Below are 26,389 nucleotides of genomic sequence, written 5' to 3'. Positions count from 1 at the left end.
GGAGCTGGCTTGCCAGCGATTCGATCTGACATTCACCATTGATATCGACCGACCCGCCGTCATCGCTGGCAAGCCAGCTCCCACAGGTTTTTTTAGTGTTCACAAGATTCGGGTACCCCGCAAATCACTGTGGGAGCTTGCCTGCAAGCGAAGGGGCCATTGGCGTCACCGCCGGAAACCCAAGCCTGAACACGGTCATCGCCCCCGGCAAACTCTTCACCTCCGCCACACCCTGATGCAGGCTCATGATCGAGCGCACGATCGCCAGGCCCAACCCGGTGCTGCCCTGCGAACGCGAGCGGCTGCTGTCGACGCGGTAGAAGCGGTCGAACAGGTACGGCAAATGCTGAGCCTCAATCCCGGCGCCGGGGTTGCTGACCAGCAGGGAGGCTTGCGTTGCACTCTGTTCAATCAGCAGCGTCACGGTTTTCCCGTTCGGGCAATGACGCAGCGCGTTGGACAGCAGATTGGAAATAGCCCGCTGAATCATCAACCGATCGCCCATCACTGTCGCACTGCCAACGACATTCAAATGAATATCCTTGTCCTGCGCCGACAACGAAAACATCTCGGCCACCTTAGCCACTTCAACCTCCAGCGCCACCGCTTCAAACGGTGCCAGTGCCGACGGATGACTGACCTGCGCGAGAAAAAGCATGTCCGAGACAATCCGCGCCACGCGCTCCAGTTCCTCGGTGCACGACACCAGCACGTCCTTGTATTCCTCGGTCGTGCGCTCGCGAGACAAGGTCACCTGCGCCTTGCCCATCAGGTTATTGATCGGCGTGCGCAGCTCATGCGCCAGGTCATCAGAGAACTGCGACAACTGCTGCACCCCGGCATCGAGTCGATGCAGCATGAAGTTGATGCCTTGCGCCAGTTCGCTCAACTCCTGCGGCATGTTCACCACGGACAATCGATGTTCCAGATCCTGGGTCGAGACCATCGCCGCGACTTTGCGAAACTCGCGCAGCGGCGCCAAACCACGCTGCACCGCGCCCCAAGCGGTCAGGCCGATAAACACCAGCAACAACGGCAAGGCAATCAGCGTCGAACGCAGATAGGCGCTGAGCAAAGCCTGATCATGGGCGTTGTCCATCGACAAAAGCACCGGCACGCTGTTGCCGTCCTTGAGACGAATCAGCTTGGACACCGTGAGGAACTTCGCCCCTTCGGCATCGATGCTGTCGGAGTAGGCCAGTTGATCGGTGGTCGCCCGCACCGCCTTCAATTCAACCCGTGGGTCACTCAAGCCGCTCCCGGATTTGAGCAACGGCGAACGCTGGTTCAAGCGGTCATAAATCGTCAGCGTGAGGTTGTCGTGGCCCATCACCTGATCCAGAAGAATATGCGGCTTGCCGCCGATTTCATTGGCGTCGACGTACAGCGACAGGCTGTGTTCGACCTGCGCCATCTTCTTTTCCAGGCTGTCGCGAGACAGCGCATTGAGCTCATGGGTCAACGCGAAATAGGCAAGGATCGCCAGAAACACCACCAACAGTGCGCCGAGAATACTCACCGTCAAACCGAGACGCATCGACAGGCTGGCCGGCTTCATTCCCGTGCCTCCAGCACGTAGCCGACACCGCGCAGGGTATGGATCAACTTGCTGTCGAAGGGATCGTCGATCTTCGCCCGCAAGCGGCGGATCGACACCTCAACGACATTGGTGTCGCAATCGAAATTCATGTCCCACACCAACGAGATGATTTGTGTGCGCGTCAGCACTTCGCCGGACTGGCGCATCAACAGATGCAGCAGGGCGAATTCCTTGGTGGTCAGGTCGATGCGCTGTTGCCCGCGAAACGCGCGATGGCGGCCCGGATCAAGCTCCAGATCGGCCACTTTCAGTACCTGTGGCACCGGGATGTTTTCGCTACGACGCATCAAGGTGCGCACCCGCGCCAGCAGTTCGGGAAACTCGAACGGCTTGACCAGATAATCGTCGGCGCCCAGATCGAGGCCACGGATCTTGTCGGCCAGGCGCCCGCGCGCGGTGAGCATCATCACCCGCGTCGAATGCGTGCGGCGCAACTGTTCCAGCACACCCCAGCCATCGAGTTCCGGCAGATTTACATCGAGAATAATCAGGTCATAGGCCTGTTGTTGCGCCAGATGCAAACCATCGGCACCGGTGGCGGCGTGGTCAACGACATAACCACTTTCGGTCAAACCCTGATGCAAGTATTCGGCAGCTTTAAGCTCGTCCTCGACGACAAGGATTCGCATGATCTTTCACCACTTTTAATTAATGGGTATTTAATTTAAAAGATCCTCACCCTAACCCTCTCCCATAGGAGAGGGGACTGAATGCGGGATATTTCACAACTACGCCGACGTGAACCAAATTTACTGAATCCATAATTGACTTGATGTAACAGGTCGATGGAAAGTGTCAGACACCTCGGTCGGCTCCCTCTCCCTCCGGGAGAGGGCTGGGGTGAGGGCAAGTCCGGACAATAAAGGTTGTAGTGGCTACAGGGTCAACGCCCAAACGCTTTAGATCAGTATTCTGCGACAGTCGGTCGCAGCACAAACCCAAAAATCCCCATCACTTTGATTCCGGCAAGTGCTGTTCAGCAGATAACTAGTGCGCATTTGTTTCCATGTATTGCGGCAACCCTATTTGCACTTCACATCCTAGAACAAAACAACTTCGGCAAACCGTGGATAACGGATTTGTAATGTTCCAGTCACCTTGTCGATAAGTTCAAAACCCTACCGTGGCGGCATTGAAGAATCTTGAATAAAGGAAGTCTGCCATTGCCCGGTTTAATAGAACTGACGGCGCGATCACGCCTGAAAAAAACCGCCAGCGTCATCCTGTTGCTGGCCTGTACCAGCCTTGCAAACGCAACGACCCTGACGCTGGATCAAGCCCTGAAGAGCGCCTTCGCCAGCAACCCGGATTTAGCCGCCGCGCAATGGGAAATCGGCATTGCCGAAGGTGACCGCCAACAGGCGGGGCTGATCCCCAACCCCGAAGTGTCGTGGGAAGCCGAAGACACTCGGCGCGATTCGCGCACGACCACGGTGATGCTCAGTCAGCCGATCGAACTGGGCGGCAAGCGCGGCGCGCGCATCGACGTCGCCAGCCGTGCACAGGACGCTGCCGGCATCGAACTGGAACGCAAGCGCAATGCCCTGCGCGCCGATGTGATTCAGGCGTTCAACAGTGCGCAAACCGCGCAGCAACGTTTGCAGCTGTCCCGGCAATCCCTGCAACTGGCCGAGCACGGTTTGCGCGTGGCGCAAGGACGGATCGAGGCGGGCAAATCGTCGCCGGTCGAGGGCACGCGCGCACAGGTGCAGCTCTCGCAAGTGCGCCTGGAGCTGAGCCGCGCCGAACGCGATCAGGCCAATGCATATCAGCAGTTGGCGCAAGTCATGGGCGCCCCGTTGCCGACGTCGACCCAGGTACAGGCGCCCACGCCAAGCATGCCGGCCGTTCCTCCACCGACAAGATTGCTCGAGCGTCTGAACGAGACTGCCGAACTGCGTCTGGCCAAGTTGCAGATCGATCAGCGCGAAGCCTCATTGGGCCTGGAAAAGTCCCAGCGCATTCCCGATCTCACCGTGAGCATCGGCAGCCAATACAGCGAAACCGAGCGCGAACGCGTCAACGTGGTCGGCCTGTCGATGCCGATTCCGCTGTTCAACCGCAATCAGGGCAACGTCCTCGCGGCCGCACGCAGAACCGACCAGGCACGCGACCTGCGCAACGCCACCGAGCTGCGCTTGCGCACGGAAATCCAGACCAGTCTCGAGCAATGGCAGACCGCCAACGGCGAAGTCACCGCGTTCAACCAGACCATCCTGCCCGCCGCGCAACGTGCGGTCGACAGCGCCACGCGCGGTTTCGAAATGGGCAAGTTCGGCTTTCTCGATGTGCTCGATGCGCAACGCACCTTGATCGCCGCGCGAAGCCAATACATCCAGGCCGTCAGCGAAGCGACCGACGCCCGCGTACGCCTCGAACGGATCTTCGGCGACCTCAACGTCCGCCCTTGAATTTCACTTTTCAGACAACTGCGCGCAGGCACGGCGCAGAGGAGTTTCCATGGATAAAAAACTGATGGTGGTCACGGTGGCGACGTTGGCGCTGGGCATTGGCATCGGCTCGCAGTGGGCGGGTAACTCCAGCATCGACGCGCATGCCGATGAGGCGTCTGAACACGCCGATCATGCGCAAGAAGGTGCAGCGGCCGAGCATGCCGAAGAGGGGCACATTGAGTTAAGCGCTGAGCAGATCACCGCTGCCGGCATTCAACTCACCGAAGCGAAGGCGCAAACCATCAGCCGCGGCCTGCCGTTCCCCGGCGAAGTGCGCTTTGACGAAGACCGCACCGCTCACGTGGTGCCGCGCGTCCCGGGTGTGGTCGAGTCGGTGGCGGTCAACCTCGGGCAAACGGTGAAAAAGGGCCAGTTGCTGGCGGTGATCGCCAGTCAGCAGATCTCTGATCAGCGCAGCGAGCAAGCCGCCGCGCAACGTCGTCTGGCCCTGGCGCGCACCACCTATGAGCGCGAGAAGAAACTCTGGCAGGACAAGATCTCCGCCGAGCAGGATTTCCTCCAGGCGCGCCAGGCGTTGCAGGAAGCTGAAATTGCCCTGAGCAATGCGCAGCAGAAGATCAGCGTGCTCAGCGGCAGCGTGGTCGCCACTGGCGGCAATCGCTACGAGTTGCGCGCACCGTTCGACGGCGTGGTGGTGGAAAAACACCTGACGCCGGGCGAGGTCGTTGATGAAAGTACAGCGGCGTTCACCCTCTCGGATCTGTCGCGAGTGTGGGTGACGTTCGGCGTTTCACCGAAGGATCTGAACAAGGTGCAAGTGGGCAAAGCGGTCACCGTCAGCGCCCCGGAACTGAACGCGGAAGTCAACGGTAGCGTGGCTTACGTCGGCAGCTTGCTCGGCGAACAAACCCGCACGGCAACCGTACGCGTGACGCTGGAAAACCCGCAAGGCTCATGGCGCCCCGGTCTGTTCGTCACCGCGCTGGTCGCCACCGACAGCCGCGAAGCGAAAGTCGCCGTGCCGGAAACCGCGATCCAGACCGTAGAGGACAAACCCACAGTGTTCGTGCGCACCGACGACGGTTTCGAAGCCCGCGCGGTAGAGCTGGGCAGCCGCGCCGCCGGCCACGTGGAAATCACCCAAGGCCTGGAACCGGGCGTGCAAGTCGCCAGCGCCGGTAGCTTCGTCCTCAAATCGGAACTGGGCAAAGCCTCAGCCGAGCACAGCCACTGATCCGGAAGACTCCCATGTTCGAACGCCTGATCCAGTTTGCCATCGAGCAGCGCATCATCGTCCTGCTCGCCGTTCTGCTCATGGCCGGCCTCGGCATCGCCAGTTATCAAAAACTGCCGATCGACGCCGTGCCCGACATCACCAACGTCCAGGTGCAGATCAACACCGGTGCCGTCGGGTTCTCGCCGCTGGAAACCGAGCAGCGCATCACCTTCCCGATTGAAACCGCGATGGCCGGTCTGCCGGCACTCGAACAAACCCGTTCACTGTCGCGCTCGGGCCTCTCGCAAGTCACGGTGATCTTCAAGGACGGCACTGACCTGTTCTTCGCCCGCCAATTGGTCAACGAGCGTCTGCAGATCGCCAAGGAGCAATTGCCCGAAGGCGCCGAAGCGCTGATGGGGCCGATTTCCACCGGCCTCGGCGAGATCTTTTTGTGGACGGTCGAGGCGAAGGAGGGGGCGCTCAAGGACGACGGCACAGCCTACACACCGACCGATCTGCGGGTGATTCAGGACTGGATCATCAAGCCGCAATTACGCAACGTGCCGGGTGTCGCCGAGATCAACACCATCGGCGGTTTCGCCAAGGAATATCAGATCGCGCCGGACCCGAAACGCCTGGCCGCATACAAGCTGACCCTTACTGATCTGGTCACGGCGCTTGAGCGCAACAACGCCAACGTCGGCGCCGGTTACATCGAGCGCAGCGGCGAGCAGTTGCTGATCCGCGCGCCGGGGCAAGTGGCGAGTACCGAGGACATTGCCAACATCGTCATGGCCAATGTCGACGGCACGCCGATCCGCGTGAAGAACGTCGCGACGGTGGAAATCGGCCGCGAATTGCGCAGCGGCGCGGCCACGGAAAACGGTCGTGAAGTGGTGCTCGGCACGGTGTTCATGTTGATCGGCGAGAACAGCCGCACCGTTTCGCAAGCCGTCGCCAGCAAGCTTGAACAGATCAATAAATCACTGCCGCAAGGCGTGATCGCGGTGCCGGTTTACGACCGTACGCATCTGGTCGACAAAGCCATCGCCACGGTGAAAAAGAACCTCATCGAAGGCGCGATTCTGGTGATCGCGATTCTGTTCCTGTTCCTCGGCAACATCCGCGCGGCGCTGATTACCGCGATGGTGATTCCGCTGTCGATGCTATTCACCTTTACCGGGATGTTCAGCAACAAGGTCAGCGCCAACCTGATGAGCCTCGGCGCGCTGGACTTCGGCATCATCGTCGATGGCGCGGTGGTGGTTGTCGAAAACACCCTGCGCCGATTGGCTCACGCGCAGCAGCATCAAGGTCGTTTGTTGACCCGTGCCGAGCGTTTCAAGGAGGTGTTCGCGGCGGCGAAGGAAGCGCGGCGACCGCTGATTTTCGGTCAGTTGATCATCATGGTCGTGTACCTGCCGATCTTCGCGCTCAGCGGCGTCGAAGGGAAAATGTTCCACCCGATGGCGTTTACCGTGGTCATCGCGTTGCTTGGGGCGATGCTGCTTTCCGTGACCTTTGTGCCGGCGGCGATTGCGCTGTTCGTGACCGGCAAGGTCAAGGAAGAAGAGGGCGCGGTGATGCGCGGTGCGCGTCGTGTGTATGCACCGGCGCTGGCCTGGGTCATGTCGCATCGCGCAATCGCAGTGGGCGCGGCGTTGAGCGTGATCGTGCTCAGCGGTGTGCTCACCAGTCGTATGGGCAGCGAGTTTGTGCCAAGCCTCAGTGAGGGCGATTTTGCCCTGCAAGCGCTGCGCGTGCCGGGCACCAGCCTGACGCAATCGGTGGACATGCAGCAGCGTCTGGAAACTTTGATTTTGGCGAAAGTGCCGGAAGTCGAGCGCGTGTTTGCCCGCACCGGCACCGCCGAAATCGCCTCCGACCCGATGCCGCCGAATATCTCCGACAGCTACGTGATGCTCAAGCCGAAAGAGCAGTGGCCGGACCCGGGCAAGTCCCGCGAAACCCTGATGGCCGAACTGCAAACCGCCGCCGCGACGTTGCCGGGCAGCAACTATGAACTGTCGCAGCCGATTCAACTGCGCTTCAACGAATTGATCTCGGGCGTGCGCAGCGATGTCGCGGTGAAGGTGTTCGGCGATGACATGAACGTGCTCAATGCCACGGCGGCGAAGATTGCGACGGCGATGCAAAAGGTTAATGGCGCCTCCGAGGTGAAGGTCGAACAAACCACCGGGTTGCCGGTGCTGACCATCAACATCGATCGCGACAAGGCCGCGCGTTATGGGCTCAACGTCGGTGATGTGCAGGACACCATTGCCGTTGCGGTCGGCGGGCGGCAGGCCGGGACGTTGTATGAAGGGGATCGGCGTTTCGACATGGTTGTGCGTTTGTCCGATGCCATGCGCAAGGACATCGATGGGCTGTCGGCGTTGCTGATTCCGGTGCCTGCGGTCAATGGTACGGCGAATCAGATCGGTTTCATTGCGCTGCAAGAAGTCGCCAGTCTGGATCTGGTGCTCGGGCCGAATCAGGTCAGCCGCGAGAACGGCAAGCGTCTGGTGATCGTCAGCGCCAACGTGCGCGGGCGGGATATCGGCTCGTTCGTCAGCGAGGCCGGTGAGGTGATCGAACGTGACGTGCAGGTTCCGGCGGGTTACTGGACCAGTTGGGGTGGACAGTTCGAGCAACTGCAATCAGCGGCCAAGCGCTTGCAGATCGTGGTACCGGTGGCGCTGCTGCTGGTATTCGGTTTGTTGTTCATGATGTTCAACAACCTTAAGGACGGTTTGCTGGTGTTTACCGGGATTCCGTTTGCCTTGACTGGCGGGGTCATGGCGCTGTGGTTGCGCGATATTCCGCTGTCGATTTCGGCGGGTGTCGGGTTTATCGCGTTGTCCGGGGTGGCGGTGTTGAACGGGTTGGTGATGATTGCGTTTATCCGGAATTTGCGGGAAGAGGGACGTTCGCTGACCGATGCCATTAACGAAGGCGCGCTGACGCGTTTGCGGCCGGTGTTGATGACGGCACTGGTCGCGTCGCTGGGCTTTATTCCGATGGCGCTGGCGACCGGCACCGGTGCGGAGGTGCAGCGGCCACTGGCGACCGTGGTGATCGGCGGGATTCTGTCTTCGACGATCCTGACGCTGCTGATCTTGCCGGCGCTCTATCAACTCGCCCATCGCCGGGATGAGGACGCTGTTCCAATTCAATAGTTAATCCCCCTGTGGGAGCGAGCTTGCTCGCGAAGGCGTTGTGTCATTCGACTAATCAGTCGACTGATACGGCCTCTTCGCGAGCAAGCTCGCTCCCACAGTAGTTTTGCGGCCATCCAGACGATTGGGCAGGCACATAACGGATATGTAATTTCCCCGCCACCGTCACGAAAGGTGCGCCTTGTTACTTTGATCCCGTCAGTTACTTAAACGAGGAATCAAAGATGAAACTTACCCGACTCACGGCCTTCGCTGCCGCTCTGGCGATCTCTTCCGTGGCCCTGGCCGAAGGCGGCGGCGACCGCACATTCGAGCGCATGGTGACCAGCAACGACCGTTCCATGGAGCTGTTCGTCGCCAAGGAAAAAGCCGCCGACAACCCGGTTGTCGTCAATGACAAGAAAGACGACAAGACCCGCGACCTGTAAGCCTGCTGCACCTGAACAAGCCCTTCATCGCGCATCGATGCCGGGCTTTTTTTTCAAGCCCGGACGGGAAGGAAATGGATATGAAAGTACTCAAGTTGATTGCATTCGCCGCGACCATGGCGATGTCGGTGAATGTGCTGGCCGAGGGCGGTGGTGACCGTACCTTTGAACGCGCGCTCAGCGCCAACGGCAAAGCCATGGAACAGTACGCCGCCAACCAGGGCAAGGCGCCGCCGGTGGTGAAGGATTACGAATACGGAATGAAGCTGGACGTGGTCAAGGTGGTGAGCGTGGTGAAGCCGCAGTCTGCGTGCAAAGTGGTGCCGACGGCCATGACTTATGAGGACTCCAACGGTCAGCTCAACACCATCAAGTACAGCGTGATGGGAGTGTGTCGAAACGGCGGCAGCTGATGGCGCACGTTGTGTATTTCAATTCGTGATGTTTAAAGTTTATGTGGGAAAAGCAGAACCTTCCCACAATGTTTTCAGGTTGTCCGTCGGACGTTGGCTCTCTAGTGTGTGTGGGTCGCTGCCAATTCAGCGATCGGGTTTGGAACCCCGGGACCCAAGAAGCGCAAAAGTGGCTTTCATGACGTATGCTTGCGCACCTTCATGGTGTGCACTCTGTTATGGCGGCTGTGCGCGGGAGACTTCGAGTCTGCCGGGTTTTCTCTGGTCCCCGGGTTCCAACCTGCGTACAGCTGCCACCCCTCGCGTGGAACCGAAAGGGCCAGCTCCACCGCAAGACTGGAGATACACCATGAAAAAGCCAACCCCTAATCCCCCCGAAACAGACGCCATCCCCGACGCCAACTCAACATCCCCCTACGTTTCCATTGAGACTAGAAAACTCCACGAAGCCGCCGACCGCGCCCTCGATTTCTACCTCAAACCCTCAGCCGCCATCATGTCCGCGCCATACATCCCCAACCAGATGTTCCTGGTCAATCCCAAAGCCGACACCGAATCATTACTGGCCAACGCCAGCGAATCGCTGTCGTCGGCCACAGTGATGCTCGGCGACTTCGCGGCGATGCTGGAAGGCACCCACCGCAAGACGCTGTTGGGGATTGCGCAGGTCGTCATGCTTGGCGAGCTGGCGGTGAACAAAGCGCTGGATAACGTGGAGGTCACGACGTAGGCGAAGGTCCTTTGGCGAGGATCTTTTTCTCGTAATAGGTAAACAAAACGACCGTGTATCTGAAAGCTATACGCGTATATGCATTGGCTACACGGTCGGTATAGAATCGACTCCGAAGCCGCTCTCATGGTTTCGCACCTCAAACGTTAGATCTCACGTTAAGAGCATGGCCTAAACCTCTCCGGGCCACTCAAGGAGTCAGAAAATGAAAAATAAACAAAATCTGATGTGCTAACGCCATAAGGAGGCTCCAGTTCCAGCATCACCTACCCAGATGGGAAACAGAACAATGTCCACAACTGAAAGTGTTGAAAAATCCAAACCCGTTCCAATCAACATGAGAGCGGACGAAAAGAAACGTAATCTGATCGATCTGGCGGCTGCCATGTCTGGTCGTGATCGCACAAGTTTTATCCTGGAAGCTGCCTGCCAAAAAGCTGAAGAGGTGATTCTGGATAAACGACTGTTCCTTCTCGACGACGGCGCATTTGACGCATTCGAACAGGCTATTGAAGCCAATCCGGCTCGAGGTAACGAATGCCTGCACCAACTGCTCGCACGTCCAAAACGTTGGAGTTGACCGCCCCCGAGAAGCTGAACGACCGACACGAACTCGATGCCTTCGATTCTGGTGAGGTGACCATTGACCAATACCTGCTGAGGAAGGCGCGAAAAGCCCAATCCACCAAGCAGGCTGTTGTTTACGTCAGTTGCCTCAAAGGTACGTCGAATGTGATGGCCTATTACACGCTCTCCAGCGGATCAGTCGCCCGTGCCAGCGTCATGCCGAAAAGCAGTCAACGCAATTCGCCCAGTGTCCATCCGGTAACTCTATTGGGGCGTATGGGCGTGACACGGGAAGCTCAGGGCCAGGGCTTCGCCATCGATTTACTGCAAGATGCGATTGAAAGAGCTCTCAACGCGTCTCAGTCGATCGGATCCAGCGCAATAATTGTTCATCCCTTGAATGATCGGCTGTCGAGCTTTTATATCAAGTACGCAGGGTTCATTCCGTGCCCCGATATTTCCCCTATAACCCTGATGCTGCCTTTACGCTAAAGCCTGGTTTAATCAACTACCCGCTAGGTTGTCTCGATAGCGGGTTGATTATGTCGCGACCGCAGAGCAAAAAAAGGCGCCCTGAAGGACGCCAAAAGATTCACCTCTTACCAAAGGAGCGCGGCCCTGTGCAGGGGCCGCGTTTCTGCCTGAGCGCTATTTGGCTGGCAACGGCGCCGCATCCACAACGGCCGGCACTGACGCGGACTCATGGTTCAGTTTGCGTCGGGCAATCTCTGCGCCGCGCAGACGCAGCGGCGTTTCGATAAAGCGGTAATTGAGTTCACTCAAGATCACCAGCACAACCACCGACGTGACGATCAACTCAAGGGTAAAACGCCCATCCAGCGGCACGCCCTGACTCGCTGCCACCCGCGTCCAGATTTCGGTGCTCAGGTGATTGGTAAACACGTGGATCACGTACAGGCCATACGACCGTGAGCCGAGCCACTGCATGAAACCGCGCATGAACAGCGGGCAATAGATGTAGCCTTTCTGGTAACTCGCCAGCCAGACAATCACGACCGCGACGATCGCGACCATGCCCACGGCAATCGGCAGGGCAATCAGTTGGATGGCCACGGCGCCGAGCATGTAGAGCAGAAACAGCGTGCACAGCAGCGGTTTTAATTGCCCCTGAGCCAATCCGAGCGGTTCTATCTGCTGATAGAGGCGGCTACGGCTGAACAGGCACAGGAGAATTCCCCAGAGCATGGCGTCGAGGCGGAAGTTGGTGAGCATGGTGCTGGCCGGAGTGCCGAACGGGTTGCGGTCCAGACCGAACTGCAAGGCAATCAGCGCGAACAGGGCAATGACCCGCCAGCGCGGCGCCGTGATAAACAACAGAAAAAACGGCAAGACGAAGTAGAACTGCTCCTCAAGCGCCAGGCTCCAGTAGTGCGGGCTGGAAGCCAATAGTGAGCCGTAACCATGTGCCAGGTTAGCGCTGAAGGTCGCCACAGCGGTGAAGCTGCGCAGGTTGTCGAACCACGAACCGAAAGCGTTCGACTGGTTGAAAACGAGAGAGAAACACAGCGGTATGAGGATCCACAGCCAGGCTGTAGGCAATAAACGGTAGGCGCGCCGTAACCAGAAACACGCGGCGGCCAGACCAAACTGACCCTGCGCGCGGTGCTTGTCGAAGTAGTCCAGATAAGCCTTGCTCACCACGAAACCGGAAATGCAGAAGAACAGGTCCACTCCGGTCCACGGCATGAAAATCGAGAACATCCTCAGCAGCGTATCGGCATGGAACGGCAGCATCATGGTGACATGGCTGAAGAAGGTCAGGCCGACAGCAGCCCCGCGCAAGTACTCGATTTCCAGGTTTTTACCGCTACTCATCGGTCCCTCATTATTGTTGTTTGTCCGCGCAGGCGAAGATGGCAGGTGGCCTGCGGTTCGGTCAAGGCAACGATGGCTTTTTCCAACGCAAAAAAAGGCGCCCCGAAGGACGCCAAAAGATTCACCTCTTACCAAAGGAGCAAGGAGCTTCTAAAGGTGAATGGGTATCGACCAATCAGTCAGAGAATGGCCAGCGGATACTCGATAATCACCCGAACTTCATCCAGGTCCGACTCGAACGCCGTGGCGCGAGTGGTGGCCTGGCGCAGACGTAGCGAGAGGTCTTTCATCGAACCGCTTTGCACCACGTATTTGACTTCGATATCGCGTTCCCAGCGCTTCTGGTCGGTCAGCGGATCGCCTTCGGCATCGCGGCGCATGTACACCGCATTGGCGTTGGAATAGTCGGCATCAGTGCCGCGCGCGTAGCGGGTCATGAACGACAAACCGGGTACGCCATAGCTGTTCATGTCGAGGTCATAACGGACCATCCACGAACGCTCTTTCGGTGAGTTGAAGTCGCTGTACTGGATGGAGTTGTCGAGGAAGATCGAGTCGGACTGGCGCAGGTAATCGAAGTCGTCATTGCCGTTGTTGCGCTGGTGGGAGAGGGCGACCGAGTGGGCACCAAGTTTGACGCCGACGCGGCCACTCCAGATGTTGTTGTCGAACTCGCCGAGCAGTTGTTTGCCTTCATCGACGGCCTTGTAATAGTTCAGCCCACCGAACAGCGACAGATCATCGGACAGTGGATAGGTCCAGGCCGTGCCGGCGTAATACTGATTCCACGCATCCTTGAGACGACTGGAGTACAGACTGAAACTGAGGTTTTTGTTCAGCACATAATCGCCACCGCCGTAAGCGATCCACGGCGAGTTGACCGGGCCTGCGTAGAACGTCGCGAAGTTCTCGCGCATGTCGCTCGACACCGGTTGGCTCATTGCATGCAATCGACCACCCTGCACCGACAGACCTTCGATGCTGGTGTTGCTCGCCGTCACCCCGCGAAAGCTTTCCGGCAGCAAACGCGAATCACCTGCCGCGACCACCGGGTTGGCCGGGAACACATCACCGACCTTGACCACCGTATCGAACGCCCGAATTTTCGCGGCGCCGCCGACCTTGGTGTATTCGTCCCGCGCCTCGCCGTCGCTGTTGACCGGCAACACATCAAACGAACTGCGCCCACCGTTGCGCCCGTCTCCGGTGTCGAGTTTCAGCCCGATCATCGCAAATGCATCGACACCGATCCCGACGGTGCCTTGAGTGAAACCGGATTCGAACTTGCTGATCACCGCGTGCGCCCAGGCTTCGGAATAACCGTTGCCGGTCGGGCTGGACTGGCCGTTGCGATGATCACGATTGAAGTAGAAGTTGCGGTTGAGCACCATCAGGCTGCTGCCTTCGACAAAGCCTTCGGGCTTGTCTTCTGCAAACACCACGGACGGCCCTGAGCCGACCACTACCGCTAAAGCGACCAGCGATATTTTTGAATTGTTAACCATCAAACACTCCTAGGGTTCGGCAGAACGGGAACGTGCGTCGGCGTGGGTTTTATTATTCGGCGGAGCAGGGCCCGCCGGCATGGTCGCCGGGTCACATCGTTGCAAGCTGCGGATAACGCCAAGGTGATGAGGGAATTACAATTTCGTCATGTGCGGGAAGCTCTTTGGGGGCGAGCAGGCTCCCACAGGTTGCAGCGGTGCGCGCAGAGAGGCCCGGAGTCAGTGTGCGGGTCGGTTGGCCAGCGATGGCCAGCGATTTTTGCCAAGCATGAGTGAACCCAGAAAATTCACTAATCTATTTCCTGATGTCGATTTACGAGCCCCCTCTATGTGGGGATCCACAGACCGTGCTAGGCCTTTGACCATGTCCTTATCTCTCAACATCAAGAGCGAAAACAGGGCCAGCGTATCGGCATTCGATGCCAGATGGTGCTCCGACTCACCAGGGGAAGGGTTATGCTTCCTTAACTCAGTATGAATTTTAGAGATGTGGATTGGTAACTCCTGGAGTTGTGAGGCAGTTTTCCTCTCAGAAGTGCCATAGTGAAAATGACTTTCGGGATACCCGAACGGATCTTCCGTGTCCGCAGCGAGATGAGACAGTTCGTGAATCAGAATTCTGGCTCTGCCAATGACGTTGTTTGACCTGAATAGCTCCGTTACGAAAATGCGTCGATACGTGTCCTCTCGAATGACAAAGGCGTTTTCTTCAAGTAATACGTCGGCTCTGCTTTCCACATACACGATCTGATCGCGAAGATCCCCGCCCTTCTGGTATCTGGGTATTTCTGCGTAAATGGCCTTGTAGCTCCGCAGCATGGATTTAGCAACTGTCAGTCCTGAATCCAGTTTAGCGGTACGGCTGCCTCCCAAAAATGCATCAAGTCCATCCGGACTTGCTGATTCCAGATACTTGATGGTGTCTTTGATTAATGTTGCGCTTAATTTCCAAGCCGCATCATTGGTTTTGGAGAATTCAATTTCGCCGGCAGCTAAAGCTTCGGTATTTCCTCGATACTTTACGGCGTAGTCATATTCTCCTTTTGTGGCCTTTTCTTCGTTCTCGTCGTTCGCCCCTTGATGTAACAACCCTAGGACGTCGTATCCGCTGGATGGATTGTTCTTCACGAACTTGTACAGATTAAGCCCATCAACATCATCCGCCGGATCCGGATTCAACCAGCGCTGCAACCACGCCACGTAATACCTGAACCCATAGTAATAAAGCCCCGTCGCATCGCGCTCTTTACCCGAATAGCGCAGGGTTTTATAACTCGCCTCGATTTCTCCACGCCCGGCAAACCACGCGGTGGTGCCAAATGGGTGATAACGCTCATGACTGATTACTTGACCGGCGCTGTCGAGTTCCAGCGTGCAGGACCCCAAATGGTCTTTGAGGCTGTAACGCGGTTGATCATTGTCGAGGCCTTTGGGCGGTTCGGATTCCCAGTGCAACACCTGCACGCTGCTGCGTGCGGCCTGAACACTGATGACCTGCAACGTTTCGCCCGTGCCGCTGTGGGTGCGAATTTGCAGATTGGGCAGATAACGCCCTTGCGCGATCAGCGTCCGGGCGTTGGTTTGCGTCTGCCGGACTTTGCGCAGGCGCATGCCGTCGGCGCCGTAAACGTAGCGCTCGTTGTCGTCAGTCGCGCCGTCACGTTCGACCGGTTGAACTTCGCGCAACTGGTTGCGCAGATCCCAATGCAAAGACTGCCCCGGTTGCAGGGCGAGCAGATTGCCGTTGGCATCGAAGCCGTTGCGAAAATCGTCTTCGTCCGGCGCCACGCCATTCAACACGGGCAGACAGCGGTTGCTTTGGGCGGCGGCGAGCAGGCGATGGCCGTGCTGTTGCGCGCCGTTGTGGGTCAGCTCCAGCAGGTTGCCGCCGCGGTCATAGCGGTAGGTCTGGGTGTATTGCGCGATCGCGGCGGGATCGTCAAACGGTGAAAACATTGGACCTTGACTGGCACCGCCAGCCTCCCATCCGGTTGCCCTGATCAGTTGATAAAGGCTGTCATACCCATAGCGGTTGATCGGCTCGATGCGCTGGTTGGCGAAGTAACGGATCGGCAGCGCGGCGTCTTCAATGCTGAGCACATTGCCCACCGCGTCATAGGCATAGCGCAAGTCTTGCAGGACGTCGTTGCCGCGTCGGGCTTGCAGGCGGGTCAGGCGGCCGTCTTCGGGGGCGAAGTCCAGCGCGGTGATGACGCCGTTGCCGGCGGTTTCCTGTTCGGTCTGGCCGTGGGCGTTGTACTGGATGGCGCTGACCAGGGATCGCGGCACGGTGTCGTTCGCCAGTTGCAGGCGCACCTCACGTAATTGACCGCCGAGGTTTTGCGCGAAGAACTGACGGTGACCTTTGGCGTCGCTCTGCTCAATGGTTTCGCTCAGGGCATTGAAAACCGAACGGCTCGTGGCGCCGGCGCCGGTTTCGCGCAACGCGTCGCGCTCGCTTTCAAGTGCGGGCCAGTCGGGGCCGTCCAATGCACGCAGAAAATGCCGGGTCTGCTCCAACGTCCCACCGCTCAATCCGAACTCGCTAAATACCTGAGTGCCCGCCGGGTCATCGTGGCGAATCAGTTGCCCGCATTGGTTATGTGCGGCGAAGAGCGGATCGCTGCCGCCATAGGCATAACGCTGCGCGCACAGCGCCCGACCATCGCGGGCCTGTTCGAACAAGGCCTGTGGTCTTAGTTGTTGGTCGTACTCGGTGGTGTGTTGGCTGCCCCGTCCATCCCAACTGTGCAAAGGCTGGTTCGCTTCGCCCAACAAACTGACGCGCCACCCTGCATCGACACTGACGTTGCTCAGCACCTGGCCCGACAAAGAGTAGCGGGTGATGAGGTTGGCGGGTGCAGCAACGTCGATGAACAAACGGGGGTCGCGCTGCGCCACCCAGCGTCCGGCAACCGCATGCTGCTGAGCCGTGATGCGCGCCTCGGGCTGCCGTTCATCCACTCGCCAATAGTCTATTTGGCGTACCGGCAAACCACGGCTGTCGATGGCGGTCAGTTGTGGCGTATGGACATGGATGTGCGGATTCATGTCCACCAATTTCTTGGCCGCTGTTCCGGGGGCGGTTCAAACAGGTCGTTTTCATCAAACGTCACGTTGCACCAGATCCAGTACCAGATCTGCCGGCGCAACGGCTTCGGTTCCGGCGGGTTGCCCTGGAGCATTTTCTTGGCCAGCACCGTTTCAGTCGGCCGGCCCGCCGCGTCGTAAAACTGCTGATCGAAAAAGGCATGCCGACGCATCGAGCGGTCGTTGACGTAGCGCGGTTGATCGGCGAAGTAGGGCCGATAGATCCGCACTTTTTCGCCTTTGTTGTTGTACTCCACGGGTTCGCTGACCCGCCAGCGGCGCGGTACTTCGGCCTCTTGCGGTTTGCCCTCAGGGTCGAGGATCAACTCACCGTGTTCATCTACCCGCCAGGCCTTGCCCGGCTCGACTTCCTGTTTGGTTTGCAGCGTGCGACCAAAACCGTCCAGGCAGGCAATGCTGACTCGCACCTGCATCTCGGGATCACCGGGATAACGGTCGGCCAGTAAAACAACGGAATGCACCGGTTCGCGTTGTGCCGCGTCGATTTGCTGCAGGAGTAAAGTTTCGTTCGGCGCGGGGTTTTGCAGACCGGCCACATGCTGCCTGGCGCGTTGGCAAAGGTGCCCGCTGGGGAGAATGAAACCTTCGGCTGTGGCCCATGCCAGCCATTCGGCAGGGGGAGGCGAGGTACGCGAGATGCGCCCCATCCAGCTGAAGGTGTCCCAGAACCCGGCGCAGGCGAAATTGCCGATTGCCGTTTTCGGATCGGCGATGGCGATGGCCGGGTCGCGGTCCTGCGGCGGGACGTAGGTTTGCAGCGAATCGAAGCCTGCCGGTTCGCCCAGTTCAGTACCGTGAAAGCTGGTGACCAGCGGTTCGCCGAACGCGTTGTACCGGGCCTCCTGAATATTGCGATTGGCATCCTCGATCACGGCGGGCAGTAGGGTTCGGTAATCAATGTCGAGGGCGCGGGTGGTACAACCGTCCGGCAAGGTCACGGCGGTGACCAAAAAACCGTTGGCGTCGTAGGTGATCAGGGTTTCACCGTGGCTTCGGGTCTCACGGTACTTCTGCATGGCGTAGAAATTGTTCAGAGGATGGTAGGTGGGGAAGCCTCGATGCACTGACCACAGGTAGTTTTTGGCGTCGTCCGGGTCTGCAGGCGGTGCTTGCGTCACCTCGGGCAGGAACAGCGGCATGATGTGGTAGCCGACTTCAGGCGATTCGAGTTTCTCCTTCAGGTTGAAGGGCATGTTGCCCTGATCGTCCTTGAGTTTGTCGTAAGCGCTCAGGGCCGTAGCGTCCAGCTCCGCTGTTTCGATATGGGCGGGCAAGCCTTCGAAGGTTGCCTGGCCCGGCTCAAGGGGCTCCCCGCTTTCAGGGGCCATGTAGTACTGCCGGGACAAACCCGACAGCACCGATTGTCTGGCCCATTCGCCCTCATCCTGGCTCAGCGCCAAGACCTGGTCATGGTCAATCATGGCCGGGGTCAGCGCGGCTTTTTCCAGCACCAGGGCATTGCCGCGATTTTGCCAGGGCAGGCCCAGGCGCCATGCCTCTGGATCCGGGAGGTGAATAGACTGTGATTTGGTTTGCGTCAGGTACCACTGCTGCTGTGCGTCATCGTGGGCATCTTTCCACCAGTTCTGCTGATACTCATCACTGAACGGCGGCGGATCGGTGACGGTTTTGCGACGTGCGTAATGAATGTCGAATGCATGCACGCAGGCACCGTATTCGTCCCACTCAAGGTTGATGTGGTGCTGGCATAACGGGTCGTCGGCAATGGCTGGCTCATACTGGTAGCTGATCGACTCCAGATCCACAGGCTGAAGTACCGCATAGGGCTGGTGCTGGCCTTTGGGACGTAGCACCCGCACCAGTGCGCGGTTTTCTTGAACGGTGTAGGGAACGGCAACGGTCGGGTCGTCATCGGCGGCGTAGATTTCCGAGCGCAGCATTCTGCCACTCAGCGCGCGGGCGATTTCGCGGGTGCTGTCTTCGTCAGCCATCGTCAAGGGCTGTGCGGCGCGATCGTTGAAGTGGTAGTTGTGCAGCAGCGTGGGTTTGAGGTCGACCGCTGATGAATCGCCGCCGTAATAACCGTCCCGGGAAGGGTCAATGGCGTCGCCCGTATGGAACCAGGTCATGCTGCGGATCGGCGCGCTGAAACCGACGCTTGCGCGCTCGGCCGCCGTGGCTTCGGTGTCCGTCTGTTTGAGCAGGCGAAAACCCTGGAACTCACGCTCGAAACGGTCGTAATAGCCACCACGGTAGGTGAAGCGCTGGGTCAGTCGGTTGCCGGTGATTTCATCGAGCTGCGTTTGCTGGCTGACCAGGTGCAGGGCAAACGGCAGGCGGGAAACAGGATTGTCGATGCCCTGGGCGTGCTGCTCCTGTTTTTCATCCAGCCATTCCTGTGCCGAGCTTCGATAGGTCACACCCGTACTGGCGCCCATATTGTTGCTGGTACGGTTGAGCAAGTAAGGCTTGGCCTTGACGAAATCGTAGCGCCAGTGGCGTGCTTTCATGTGCGGCACGCTGATGATCAGGCTGGCGCAACCCAGTCCTTGCAGGTCGGCGCTGCTGACCTGACAGAGGCGGTCGTATCGCACGCCTTCAGGCCAGGGCAGCTTGACGTCGGTCTGCGCGTAAACGGTGCCGCAGCGGTTCATGAACACCCGCAGGCAATCAGGCTCCAGGTAAATCAGGTCGGCGGCTCCCGAGCCGTCGAGGTCTGTGAGCAACACCCGGGCGGCATTGAATTCGCTTTCAGCGAACGGCAAGGTGCACAGGACAAAGCCCCTGCCAAAGCGCCCGCGGCCCAGGTGAGGCCAGCATTTGACTTCATTGTGACGGATGCGCACCCATTGCTGCTGGCCGCTGCCGAGCACGTCCGCGAACGCCACCAGTTCGGTCTGGGTATGGCTCAGGGTCGGCAGTTCGTCGTCATCACCTTCGGCGTTTTTTTCCAGATGCGGTACGTCGATGCCGTCGGCAAACCCGGCGGCACGACGGTTGGCGTACAGGCGCACGCTGCGGGTGCCGATCAGTGCCAGATCGCTCAGGCCGCCACCCACCAGATCGGTCAGTTGCGCCTGCGGGTGGAGAAACTCATTGGGGAACGCATCGAAGGGGACGAAGCCGGACCAGTTGCGATCCGGGTCGAGGGTGAAAAAACCGCGCATCCCCGGCATGGCGAACACCCAGTCCAGCTTGCCGTCACCGGTCAGGTCGGTAAGCGACTGGTGAACCGGTTTGTTGCTGTCGGCTACCGGAATGTGCTCCAGGCGTTTCCAGTCGCTGTAGCACACGGCGTCGCCACCGGTTTCGCCGTCGCGTAACGGCTCGCGGTAATACCAGGCCTGGTCGTAACGAGACAACACGCCGGGCATGCCTTCGCCGTACAAGTCGACCATTTGATAGCGCTGGCCGTCATTGAGCCCGGGCATGTCCGGGAAGGCCGTCCAGCCTTGATGCGTCGGGTCCAGTTCGAACGCGTTGTAGCTGAACTCCATCGGCGGGCGACTTTCGATTTGCCCCAGGGCATCGTAAGCCTGCAGATGGGCTGCCGTCAGGTGGTTGTATCCCAGCGGACTTTGCCGGTGTTGCAGCAACAGGCGTTGCACCAGGACTGGCGTTTCCCCCAACTCCAGGGGGAAGTGATGAAACATCAGCACTTGTCGACACAGGCGTCGGGTGCCCAGCGCGAAACCATAGGCGTAGATCCAGAACGGGTCATCGCGTTCGGCCCATGGCTGTTGTTCGGCGAATGTCGGTAGCTGTTCCAGATCGCTACTGCGTTCGCCATAGTCAAAAATCAGATGAAAGTGCCATTGCTCTTTTTTCCAGCTGTCGGTCTCCCACGCGAACAAGTGCGGGCAGGCCTTGGCGTTGCCGTAGCAAATGCGTTTGAGATAGCGCTGGGCACGGTAGTCGTGCCACTGCGGCGCTGCGGGCAGGTCCGTTTCGGCCTTGTATTGGTAAACAATGTGCTCACCGCGCGTGTTGAGGCTTTCGTCGAGCAGCCAGACGCCGACGTGTTGCGGATGCAGCGGGTCGACCCGACGTGATTCCGGCGTGGTGCCGTACACATGCAGAGAGCCTTCCGCGCCGTGGATCAGCCAGAAACCTGCACGGTCAGCGTCAGTCGACCAATGCTCGATCAGGGCGAATTCACCTTCGATTCGCGGCCAGTGGCGTACCACCCTGTAGCTACGCGCCAGTGGCTCGCCGTTGTAGGTGCTGGCCGTGCGAAAGATCAGTTCACCGTCACTGTCGTTGCGTTCGGGCATCCAGACATCGCCGCCGGGTCCCACCACCTGATCAGTGCCGTCGTAAGTCGGTACGCCTTTGGTGGTGCGCACGGTGATGGCATTGTCTGTCGTCCGCCAGCCGATCCCGAATGCGCTGTTGCCGGTGTCGCTGCTGTAACTCACCCCTTGTGCAGGGGCAAAGCCGCGACCGGGAGAAATCGGCAGGGGCAGATCCAGCGACGCGGAGCCTTTGGTGCCAACGCCGCCCCAGCCCTTGCCGATGCTTTGAATGGCACCGCCCATTTTCGGCAGGGCCGGGGTGTTGATTGGCATCGTCGATTGTTGCGACTGCTCGTTCATAGTGAACCTCCCTCGCGTCTGGCCGTGTAGCTCACATGGACGATGACGTCGTTGAGGGATTTGAGCATCGCCGCCTGGGCTTCGTGGTTGGGGAAGGTCAGGCTCCAGCGTGAAATCGCCCCGGTGTATTCGAATGGCAGGTAGCGTTCATCCTGGAAGTTGAGCTGGAACTGGCCATTGTCGTCGGTGCCGTGGGAGAGGGCGATCTGTTGGCTGGCGCGCAGATTCTCTTTGGCGGTGCCGACGGTGGCGGCCATTTCAACCTTGCTGTAGCTCTGCGTCAGCACGGCGCAGATGTCCTGGTAGGGGCCGAGGCTGACGGGCAGGGTCACGGTGATGGTCTTGATCCGGCGCAGGTAGTGTTTTTGATCTTTGTAGTCATCGTCGAACATCTGTTGCGTCAGTTCGAATTCGCAGGTGCCGGTGGTCTGCAATCCTTCCTTGATGACGTCCCAGCTTCGGTTGATGTTGGAGTCTTTATCCTTGTCCTTCAGGTCCTTGAGCGAGACGGTTTTGCGGATCTCCAGCTCGCGCTTGTTGTTTTTCAAATACTCGGCGTGCATCCGCTGCAGGTTCATCTTCAGCTCTTCACCGGCGCCAAGGCCACGGTAGGTGGCGTTCCATGCGCCGGGGCGAATGAAGGTCTGAGTGAAGTCGCCCATCTCGTACTGCCAGCAGGCTTCAGCCGCCTGGCACAGCGATTGAGCGGTGCTGAGGCGCTGTGGTAGAAGCCGGCGAATTTGCTGTTGAGCCAGTCGTAGGTCTGGGAGCGGCTGAAGCGGTTGCTGCTGAGCAGGAAGTCGTGGCTGGCCCGGGCCTGGTTGAGTGCGGTTTGTGCCTGGCGCAGTTGCAGTCGAGTGGCTTTGTGTTGTTCTTCGTAAACGGCGAGTTGCGCCTGGATTTGTTCGGCTTCAAGTTTTGCCTGCTCGTGGGCCTGGGTCCATTCCTGAGCGCGGCGGCGGTATTGTTCGATACGGTCCATGAGCTGGCCGCGGGTGGACAACACTGACGACGCTCCCTTCAGCATGGACACGACACTGGCAGCTGGCGCTTCGATACGCTGGCCACCTACCGCAAAGCCGATAATGTTAGGAGCGCCTTTTGCCGACTCGGCATATGTCTCAACCGCGTACGCCGCGGCTTGAATCGCGCCGCCCAGGAAGTTATTCCCTCCAGCCTCAATTTCCAGGGCGCTCACACCTTCGTTCAACAATTTCTCGTAATAGCTGACGCGTGCCTCGATGATTGCCTGGCTGGCTTGCAGAGCCGCCTGGTTTTTTTCATCAATTTTCGTGGCCTGAATCTGTATATCAACTGCCACCTTCGCCAGATTCCACGCCTGTTGCTGTTGCAGCTCAAGGTATTGCGCCTGTTCTTTGCGTTCGATCAACGACAACAGCGTCGCGCCGAACTGGATCACGCTGTCGACCGCGTTCTGCGCCAGCGCGAACATGAAGGTGAAACGGTAATGTGCAATCTGCGGGCTCAACAGGCGGCTGAGGGCCGCCCCCGACAATCCCTGCCCCCAAGCGGCGAGCAGGGCACGCGGGTCCAGTGGTGCGGCGAACAAGGGCAGGTTCAGTGGATTGCCCGCCATGTCCAGATGATGCCGCAAGTTGTACAGCCGGCTTTCGGTCCGTTCCCAGCGCTGGATCAGTTCGGGGTTGAAGGGGCGGCGCAGGTACTGATTGTCGACAGTCGAAAGCGATGAGTCAGCGCTGTAAGGCCGCAGGCACAGCAACGGTGCGACCTCCGAGTCCGGCGCTTTGCCGATGCGCAGCGGCGGCTGTTCGCGCTGTTCGTGTTGAGTGCTGACCAGTCGTGCTTCGAACTCACGCAGTGCGGCATTCGCGGTCGAACTCAATGCATCGAGCTGGATGGGCGTCCAATCGTCAACCTGGCGGACATCCGCGCGAGGCCCCAGCAAGTCCATGATGTGCACGTAACGCAACTTGGCGTCTGCCAGCCCATCGGGAGTCAGTTCGCGATAGGCCTGGTCCGCCTGATTACTCTCGATATCGATATACAGGCCGTACAGGGCCTTCTGAAAATGCACCGGAAAACTCAGAGCAATCTGGTGCGGGTCATCGGGGTACAGAATGGCCTGACTGGGGTCGGCCGGACCGGGCCAGACAGGGTTTTCCAGTGGCACCGCTTGCCAGTAACCGGGATGACCGGGATCGCTGCTTTGACGTGAAGGGTCGAAGACATACGACAGCCAGTGTCTGGCCTCGTCGTATTGTTGTTCTTCGTTCAAACGGTGAGCTACCAGCCAGGGCAAATACAGGAACAACTCAAGGAAATACAAATAAAACGCGCCGGAGAAATCCATGGACTCCGGGCCGAAATCCTTGGAAAACGGTGGTTCTATCCGACTCGTCTGAGTTTCCCAACTTAGCAGCGGTCCCATGCCGTTCTCGGCAAGATTGATCAATGTTCTGGCAAACACTGTATTCATGCGAATGGGGGCACGCGGGGCGTTCCTCTTCTTATCAATACTATCGGTCTGCTCAATATCAGAGCCGGAGAAATCGATAAATTGGGCGGTGCCGAGCGATTGACTGTCGAATTCGGTGTTGATTTGTGGAGCGGTCCGGTGTGTTGTAATCAGGAGTTGCCCCCAGGTCAGCCTCAGCGCTTTAAGAGCCCCCCCCTTTAAACTCCAGGTGGCCAAGGTTGAGTGGTAAACCAATACGCCATAGATCAATGGAATCGTGACGTCCTTTGGTTCATCAGGCCAGGCAACGACTTCCCAGCCATCTGGCCGGAATGTGTTTTGGTCAATCGAAAAAGTCACCTGAAGTGTCGAGTCCTTCGACAGACTATTAACAATCGAAGAGCTGTAGATCGCTTGCACGTCCTCCCACGTTTCTGGCAATGCTTCGCTTATGACGTCTCGTGGGTGCATGACCACTTGTTGATAACCCACTCGGCCTCGGTAGTAGTCATAGCCATCAAATTTTATGGCTGCAGCGCCGGGTGATATCCGCTTCAGCTCAACTGTATGCTTTCGCAAATATAGATGTTCAAGACTCTGGATCAGAAGAGCCTTGCCTTCCAATGATGAACTTTCGCCCTTGGCGGTGCGCTCTACAGAAAACTTAGTGCCGTCACCCGGGTTGGCAATCAGGCTGTGGCTATTGGATTTCACCGTAATCGCGAATGTCCCATTTTCCACATCAAGCAAAGCGGTGTTGCTGGCCTTTATAGTGGAGCCCTCCAACAACGTAACGTAACTGCCCCCGAGATCGCCCTCCAGGTAAACCAATGTCAAATTTATAATGGGATCGTTTTTTATAACGAAAACGATTTCTGTGCGCAGCGTCGCTGGAAATTCTCTCTCTTGTTTAACGATCAATTTGATATTGGCATGGTCGCGGTCGTAGACCAGTTCCTGGTCTTTTCTGCTGTCCTTGATATTTGACTGTAAGTTGTCGAAGTTCCACAGTGACAGTGGGGTTTCTGGATAAGTGTTGGGTATTTCTACACTACCGAACTGCGGTGTGCCGGTGGGCAACCAGTACTGGAAGCAACCCGCGTTAAGCTTGGCAAATAACCGGCCGATTGATTGCACATGTGCCATGCCGTCGCCGTCTTCGGCAGTATTCTGTACTTTCTGCTTTTTGACTGCCTGAATGACAGCGCCGGAAAGTGGAAAGAGTTCCGATACTTTGAAGTTCTTGTCGATACGCAGGGTTCTTAAGAAATCGTAACTGTCTTTATTGCCGCTATCGTCCGCTTTGTCCGGAACATAGTTAGAGTACAGCGCAATAAACATCGACTCGGGGGAGGTTGAGTGATCATAGACAGCGATGGTCTGTGTTTCTCGCAACAGCTGATCCGGCGTTTTCGTGCTGTCGAGCGTTTTACAGTAGCTTTCGATGTAGACCCGAGGCGTACTCCAGCTGTCATCGTATTTCTGGTAACTGGCGTACAGGCGCAAGCGCGGGTAAATGTTGACAGTGTTTGCGGCTTTGCCCTCGATGGTCTCGGGGGCCATCGCAGTCTGATCCTGAAGTTCCAGTTCGGCCCAGATCACGAACAAGCGATTATTGAACCAGCACGGCCGGATCGTGTGCTCGATGGCTTTTTCCGAGATCGGCACATTGGCGCGTTGCCAGTCGGTCCAGGCATTGGGCAGGGGCTTGTCGTATTTTATCGAGTTGACGCCTGGGGTTGCTGCGGGCGCTTTCGCCGGGCGCTGACGCATGTCCAGGGCGCGCCAGTAGTAGGTGTTTTCGGCAGGGGATTTGCCGATGAAGTAATAAGTGCTGTTGGCAAAGTCTTCGCCGTCGATATAACCGTTGCAGACTTTGAGGTTGGCGATTTCTTCGAAGCGCCCCAGATAAGCGAGCACCGCAGCCTGCACGGTATCGGGCTGAATCTGTGCCTGGTTGAGGTCGCTCTCCAGTTGCTCGAAACTGTCGGTCTTGGTCAGCCGCAGGGTCGGATCGAGATAAATGTCCGGAAAGTAGTGCAGTTGCTGGGTAGCGGCCCAGATCGGGTAACGATTCAGGCCGTCGCGCCAGGTCTTCATCTGACCGGCAGTGAGGCTGTGATCGCTGTAACCGGGCTCCATGTTCAACATGATGCCGTTGATCAGTTGCTGGTGGCTGGCAATGGCACACGCCACGGGGCTGGTGGGTACATTCTGGCTGACCAGCACATCCAGCAACCAGTACTCATAAAGGTCATTGGCGGTCTTGATCTGCCCGGCAAGGCCGAGCTCGATCAGGTCCGGATCGTTGGGCACGGCTTCGTGCAGATATAGCGCGAGCATCGCATCACGCAATGACTCATTCAGTGGGGCGTCGAAGGCAGTTGTCATGAT

The 26,389-nt window shown here is 58.3% G+C and carries 16 protein-coding genes; 8 read left to right on the top strand and 8 right to left on the bottom strand.

What is annotated here, in order from left to right; translation table 11 throughout:
• Positions 1 to 124 precede the first annotated feature (124 nt).
• Together WA225_RS01965 and WA225_RS01960 are read right to left on the bottom strand one after the other, a co-directional pair.
• Entirely contained in the window at positions 125 to 1,558 is a 1,434-nt protein-coding gene (locus tag WA225_RS01965; protein WP_422606658.1) for a heavy metal sensor histidine kinase, read from the bottom strand.
• The gene (locus tag WA225_RS01960; RefSeq protein WP_095048087.1) at positions 1,555 to 2,229 is read right to left on the bottom strand and encodes a heavy metal response regulator transcription factor; all 675 of its coding nucleotides are present in this window, start codon (positions 2,227 to 2,229) and stop codon (positions 1,555 to 1,557) included. Before WA225_RS01960 ends, WA225_RS01965 begins: the two co-directional genes overlap by 4 nt.
• A 534-nt stretch (positions 2,230 to 2,763) precedes the next feature.
• Between WA225_RS01960 and WA225_RS01955 the strand changes: the two genes are divergently transcribed.
• From WA225_RS01955 to WA225_RS01920, 8 genes are all read left to right on the top strand, one after another.
• On the top strand, positions 2,764 to 4,011 hold the full coding sequence (locus WA225_RS01955; protein ID WP_422606672.1) for a TolC family protein: 1,248 nt from the start codon (positions 2,764 to 2,766) through the stop codon (positions 4,009 to 4,011).
• Positions 4,012 to 4,060: 49 nt separating this feature from the next.
• A complete protein-coding gene (locus WA225_RS01950) occupies positions 4,061 to 5,248 on the top strand; it encodes an efflux RND transporter periplasmic adaptor subunit (RefSeq protein WP_422606657.1) in 1,188 nt (395 codons plus the stop codon).
• A gap of 14 nt (positions 5,249 to 5,262) precedes the next feature.
• Positions 5,263 to 8,412 (top strand): CusA/CzcA family heavy metal efflux RND transporter, encoded by a 3,150-nt coding sequence (locus tag WA225_RS01945; protein ID WP_422606656.1) that lies wholly within the window; start codon positions 5,263 to 5,265, stop codon positions 8,410 to 8,412.
• Between the two features lie 224 nt (positions 8,413 to 8,636).
• Entirely contained in the window at positions 8,637 to 8,840 is a 204-nt protein-coding gene (locus WA225_RS01940) for a co-regulatory protein PtrA N-terminal domain-containing protein (RefSeq protein ID WP_422606655.1), read from the top strand.
• Positions 8,841 to 8,920: 80 nt separating this feature from the next.
• On the top strand, positions 8,921 to 9,253 hold the full coding sequence (locus WA225_RS01935; RefSeq protein ID WP_422606654.1) for a DUF2790 domain-containing protein: 333 nt from the start codon (positions 8,921 to 8,923) through the stop codon (positions 9,251 to 9,253).
• Between the two features lie 349 nt (positions 9,254 to 9,602).
• Entirely contained in the window at positions 9,603 to 9,983 is a 381-nt protein-coding gene (locus tag WA225_RS01930; protein ID WP_175553845.1) for a DUF6124 family protein, read from the top strand.
• Between the two features lie 289 nt (positions 9,984 to 10,272).
• Positions 10,273 to 10,563 carry a DUF1778 domain-containing protein gene (locus WA225_RS01925; protein WP_127928950.1) on the top strand — a complete coding sequence of 97 codons (291 nt, stop codon included), beginning with the start codon at positions 10,273 to 10,275 and terminating at the stop codon, positions 10,561 to 10,563.
• Positions 10,521 to 11,042 (top strand): hypothetical protein, encoded by a 522-nt coding sequence (locus WA225_RS01920; protein ID WP_127928949.1) that lies wholly within the window; start codon positions 10,521 to 10,523, stop codon positions 11,040 to 11,042. Before WA225_RS01925 ends, WA225_RS01920 begins: the two co-directional genes overlap by 43 nt.
• A gap of 156 nt (positions 11,043 to 11,198) precedes the next feature.
• Here the strand turns inward: WA225_RS01920 and WA225_RS01915 are convergent, their stop codons facing one another.
• The 6 genes from WA225_RS01915 to WA225_RS01890 form a co-directional block, all read right to left on the bottom strand.
• Positions 11,199 to 12,386: an acyltransferase family protein gene (locus WA225_RS01915; protein WP_422606653.1), complete on the bottom strand. Its 1,188-nt coding sequence runs from the start codon at positions 12,384 to 12,386 to the stop codon at positions 11,199 to 11,201.
• Positions 12,387 to 12,565: 179 nt separating this feature from the next.
• Complete coding sequence (locus WA225_RS01910; protein ID WP_422606652.1) at positions 12,566 to 13,891, bottom strand: OprD family porin; 1,326 nt, start codon at positions 13,889 to 13,891, stop codon at positions 12,566 to 12,568.
• Positions 13,892 to 14,110: 219 nt separating this feature from the next.
• Positions 14,111 to 16,942, bottom strand: a complete 2,832-nt coding sequence (locus tag WA225_RS01905) for an RHS repeat domain-containing protein (RefSeq protein WP_422606651.1) — start codon at positions 16,940 to 16,942, stop codon at positions 14,111 to 14,113.
• Entirely contained in the window at positions 16,939 to 21,558 is a 4,620-nt protein-coding gene (locus WA225_RS01900) for a SpvB/TcaC N-terminal domain-containing protein (RefSeq protein WP_422606650.1), read from the bottom strand. Before WA225_RS01900 ends, WA225_RS01905 begins: the two co-directional genes overlap by 4 nt.
• On the bottom strand, positions 21,555 to 22,256 hold the full coding sequence (locus WA225_RS01895) for a hypothetical protein (protein ID WP_422606671.1): 702 nt from the start codon (positions 22,254 to 22,256) through the stop codon (positions 21,555 to 21,557). Before WA225_RS01895 ends, WA225_RS01900 begins: the two co-directional genes overlap by 4 nt.
• On the bottom strand, positions 22,139 to 26,386 hold the full coding sequence (locus WA225_RS01890; protein WP_422606649.1) for a neuraminidase-like domain-containing protein: 4,248 nt from the start codon (positions 26,384 to 26,386) through the stop codon (positions 22,139 to 22,141). Before WA225_RS01890 ends, WA225_RS01895 begins: the two co-directional genes overlap by 118 nt.
• Positions 26,387 to 26,389 lie beyond the last annotated feature (3 nt).

It is taken from the genome of Pseudomonas sp., from assembly GCF_049300855.1.
Lineage (GTDB): Bacteria > Pseudomonadota > Gammaproteobacteria > Pseudomonadales > Pseudomonadaceae > Aquipseudomonas.
The sequence above is the reverse complement of the archived record's forward strand: the minus strand, read 5'-3'. Positions and strand labels throughout refer to the sequence as shown.